Origin of the sequence: Acidovorax sp. SUPP3334, assembly GCF_030159055.1 — a bacterium.
Taxonomy (GTDB): domain Bacteria; phylum Pseudomonadota; class Gammaproteobacteria; order Burkholderiales; family Burkholderiaceae_C; genus Paracidovorax.
Genome location: NZ_BQXQ01000086.1, coordinates 1 through 3,697 on the forward strand (window position 1 = coordinate 1; position 3,697 = coordinate 3,697).

Here is a 3,697-nt window from a genome sequence, read left to right on the forward strand (position 1 = left end):
GATCTGCGGGCCGCTGAGTTTGGCTTGCAGCAAGGCATGGATCGACATCCGATCAATCTGCGTGATATGCGAGTAGTGGGTTCCCATTTGGGCGGTACCTTACAGGTTGCGCCGTGTCGCACTTCAAGCTTGAGGCCGCCCACTCAGGCCCAGCTTTGTGCAACGGCGCAAGTTGAAACCACCAATCCATAACGTATTTTAATAATTCGCCAAATATTTTCGTTGATAAAAAAAGATGAAAAGTTACAAATTTTTCCAGTAAATTTTCCGTTTTTTTTAAAAACCATAGCATAATTAGATTTCAGGATTCCGACTCGATCAAGGTTGAGTCGTGAGTTATTAAAAGTGGTGTTTTCGTATTGGAAATTAAAGTAGGTTTTATGACTAAAAAGTTTGACTTGACTCGACTGGGATTTTTGGCGGCTGCTGCAATTTTTATTTCCAGCGGCGCTCATGCGGCTAGCACAAGCCATAGAATCACAATAACCTCATCATCACAGGCTGTTAATAAATGGTCGGTGTATGCCGATCTTTATGACGGAAAGGGGAAAAAAGTCTATCACTGGCAGGAGGTAAATAAAAAGCCCGGGGCACTCGTTAATTGGAATTATAACGATGGGCATGATGGTGGCTGGTTGAATATTTGGATTGATCCATCTGGAGCGCAGCGGGCATCTTATTTAAAGGTGCCACTCGATAAAAATCCCTGCTACCATATTACCGAACCAATAGTTGGAAGTGTGTCAACAGTGAGAAAGTGCGACAACTAAATAGTTCACCCTGAACAATTTAGTTCCCAACCGCAGACAGGTCGGCGGTCACCGTGTGCGGCGAACAGTGGGAAACTCTCAAAACCTCCGAAGTTGCAAGTTCGAGCGCCGTAACTCGTTGATTTATAAGGGTGTCGAGTGGCTGGGATAGGGGTTTTGAGACGTTCCTCAGTGCCGCGATGAGCGCCTGCATCGGCAGCCCGAATCGGGCGCATAAAAGCCGCGGCCAGGATCAGGCGCAGGTTGTGCCCGGCACCGCACACTCGGGTGCGCCAGCAGGCGCACCGCCTTCTTCATGCGCTTGAACTGCTTGGCATGAGCGTAGCGCCCGATCTGCGCGGCCAGCCGTGGAGCCACGCGGTTGTAGTTCTGGCGCAATTGCAGGCCGTGCTGCTGGGCCACCTTCACCAGGTGCTGTCGGCTCTTGTCCAGCAGCCGGCTGTCGGTCGGGTGGGTGGGCGATGGCCTTGGGCATGACGGTCGTGTCCACGATCACACTGTCCACGCTGGAGGCACGCACGACGCCACCGCGCCGGGCGGCCTCGATGCTGGCCGCCAGCAGCGTCTGCACGCCTTCCTCTCCAACGCGCTTTCTCCAGCGCGTCAGGCTGGACGGGTCGATGGGCGCCTCGGTCTGCAGGTAGGTCTCGCCACACAAGAACTGCCAGTACGGGTTCTCCACCCAGGCGTTCACCACTGCCTCGTCAGAGGCATCGAAGGCGTGCTGCAGGTACAGCAGCCCAGCCACCAGCCGCGGCGGCAACGCGGGTCGGCCTCGTACGGAGGTGAAAGAAGCGGCGAAGGTGCGCTCGATCTCGGCCCAGTCGATCAGTGCGGCCAGCCGCACAAGCGGGTGACGCATGTTGATCTGCTCGTCCAACCTTGGACGGAACAGCTCGGCCGTTTGCGGCTGCGAAGGCTTCGGACCCATGGAATCTCCGGAGGAATTTGCAAGAAAACAGGTATTGGCAGAACCATACCTTGCAAAGGCTGCGGCCATCAACCCCAAGAACTGCAAGCAGGATCAACAACTTGCGAATTGTTCAGGATGGACTTCTTAGAACGTGTTCACGATCTTTGTCTGATCACTGACAATGACGAGGTGCGAACCAAGAAATATCCCAGCGATACGAGCCGCGAGCAATTCGAGATCATCAAGCCGATGCTGGAGAGTGCGCGCAAGAAGACCAAACCACGCACCGTTGACTTGTACGAGGTGTGGTGCGCGGTGCTGTATCTGCTGCGCACAGGGTGCCAATGCAGGGCACTGCCCAGCGATCTTCCCAAGTGGCGCACCGTGCATTCGTACTTCGCCAAGTGGAGCCTGCCCGATGATCAGGGCGTTAGCCTGCTTGAGCAGGCTTTAAAAAAATCAGGTTGGCGCGGCCCGTGGGAGACTGGGGCGAAACGCCTCAAGCGCGTTCTTGATCATCGACGCGCAGAGTGTGAAGAACACTGACACGGCGGCCTTGAAGGGCTATGACGCAGGCAAGAAGGTCTCGGGCATCAAGCGCCATATCGCGGTGGATACGCAAGGGCTGCCGCACGCGGTGGCGGTGACGACGGCCGAGGTGACGGATCGCAAGGGAGCACTGCTGGCGCTCACGCGCTGCAAACCCACGCTGAGCCGGGTGCAAAGCCTGCTCGCCGATAGCGGCTATGTTGGCCAGCCCTTCGCGCAAGGTGTGCAGGAAATCCTGGGCGGGCATGTGACAGTGCAGATCGCCAAGCGCAGCGAACTGCACACGTTCAAAGTCATGCCCAAGCGCTGGATCGTCGAGCGCAGCTTTGCCTGGCTGGAGAAGAACAGGCGGCTGTGGAAGAACTGCGAGCGGCTGCTCAATACCAGCCTGCAGTTCGTACATCTGGCTTTCCTCGCTCTGCTGCTCAGGAGATCGTGAACACGTTCTAAGAGCGCGCGCGGAAATACGGTGAGCCATGATGGCCTCCAGCGGGTTCGGTTTTGCAAAAACCGCCGCACCCGAGTCCAATCGAGGGCGGCAGCTCGAACAGGTTGGACTACCGGGAACCCGCTTGCGCGAACCGGCGAGCCTTACGGCTCCCTGTCCGAGCCGCCAAAAAAGGGAGGCACGAACGAACAAGCCGCAGGTGCTCTGCGGGAGAGACTGCGGCTTGCGTCGCAGCGGGTTACACGGGAGTCCAAGCCCGATCACGCCTTTTTTTGACGTGACGGCGCAGTGTAGCGTGGCAACGCGGCGCGGCGCAATGGTTTGGAGCATCTGGCGTGTGCGATTAGAGAGGAACTGCACGGCCGGCCTCCTTTACTTTGGGGGCCAAACGAACACCTGGCCCGCCGCCTGGCTGCGTGATAGCCGGCTGCTCAGTGACCACGCGGCGGGTGTGCTCGCTTATGGGCAGATACACCAGCGGGTCGGGCTTGGCCGATGGCGACAAGGTGCGCACGGCGGCAGCGTACACCACGAACGTGTGGCCGCATTCCACGTCTGTGCATTGGTAGATCAACTCCCGCAGGATGGGCGATGCCTGGCTGCTGTGGCGGGTGGTGGCCTTTGCTTGGCAATGCGGGCACCGGTAAAACATGCTGGTGGCCTTCACATGCATGTGCGAGCTCCTGCGGCGGCGCGCACTGGCTTGCGCGCTGCACACCCGGGCTGGGCTGCAGGCCGGGTGGCAATCCAGGCGTCCACCTCGGTCTCGCGCCAAGCGACGCACGCGCCGTGCAGTTGGACAGGACCGGGAAAGTCGCCGGCCTTGACCTTGGCGTACACGGTGCTGCGGCCCAGGCCGGTGAAGAAGCACACATCGTCGATGCGCAGCATGGAGTTGACCCACTTTCGTGGACGGATACTGGTTTGATTCTCAAACCGTTTTGGGTGTTGTATCGACATGCACGACGGCCTCGTCGACAACATCAAACAAGGCTTCGTTGCTCCTTTCAAAGTTCA

The 3,697-nt window shown here is 57.9% G+C and carries 5 protein-coding genes and 1 pseudogene; 3 read left to right on the plus strand and 3 right to left on the minus strand.

Translation table 11 applies throughout. The features are described 5' to 3' along the window. Together AVHM3334_RS23345 and AVHM3334_RS23350 are read left to right on the plus strand one after the other, a co-directional pair. The coding region (locus AVHM3334_RS23345; protein ID WP_284415829.1) for a hypothetical protein at window positions 1–192 on the plus strand (192 nt) is incomplete at its 5' end. Window positions 193–380: 188 nt separating this feature from the next. Next, window positions 381–770, plus strand: a complete 390-nt coding sequence (locus tag AVHM3334_RS23350) for a hypothetical protein (protein ID WP_284415830.1) — start codon at window positions 381–383, stop codon at window positions 768–770. A 273-nt stretch (window positions 771–1,043) separates the two neighbouring features. On the opposite strand, the pseudogene AVHM3334_RS23355 reads toward AVHM3334_RS23350, so the two are convergent. Then, window positions 1,044–1,701: pseudogene (locus AVHM3334_RS23355) on the minus strand (IS5 family transposase); the annotation flags it as partial. A 231-nt stretch (window positions 1,702–1,932) separates the two neighbouring features. Here AVHM3334_RS23355 and AVHM3334_RS23360 point away from each other — a divergent pair. Further along, window positions 1,933–2,671, plus strand: a protein-coding gene (locus AVHM3334_RS23360) for an IS5 family transposase (protein WP_502869972.1) whose coding sequence is annotated in 2 segments (ribosomal slippage) — window positions 1,933–2,145 and window positions 2,147–2,671 — 738 coding nt in all. Because the reading frame shifts where the segments join, the coding sequence is not laid out codon by codon here. Window positions 2,672–3,023: 352 nt separating this feature from the next. Here the strand turns inward: AVHM3334_RS23360 and AVHM3334_RS23365 are convergent. Beyond that, a complete protein-coding gene (locus AVHM3334_RS23365; protein WP_284415831.1) occupies window positions 3,024–3,353 on the minus strand; it encodes an Ogr/Delta-like zinc finger protein in 330 nt (109 codons plus the stop codon). Beyond that, window positions 3,344–3,571, minus strand: a complete 228-nt coding sequence (locus tag AVHM3334_RS23370; RefSeq protein WP_284415832.1) for a helix-turn-helix transcriptional regulator — start codon at window positions 3,569–3,571, stop codon at window positions 3,344–3,346. Before AVHM3334_RS23370 ends, AVHM3334_RS23365 begins: the two co-directional genes overlap by 10 nt. Window positions 3,572–3,697: the final 126 nt, after the last annotated feature.

Bases quoted from the DNA above. Each gene is read 5' to 3' on its own strand.
- AVHM3334_RS23365 (WP_284415831.1), bottom strand. From the start codon at position 3,353: ATGCATGTGAAGGCCACCAGCATGTTTTACCGGTGCCCGCATTGCCAA.
- AVHM3334_RS23370 (WP_284415832.1), bottom strand. From the start codon at position 3,571: ATGCTGCGCATCGACGATGTGTGCTTCTTCACCGGCCTGGGCCGCAGC.
- AVHM3334_RS23350 (WP_284415830.1), top strand. From the start codon at position 381: ATGACTAAAAAGTTTGACTTGACTCGACTGGGATTTTTGGCGGCTGCT.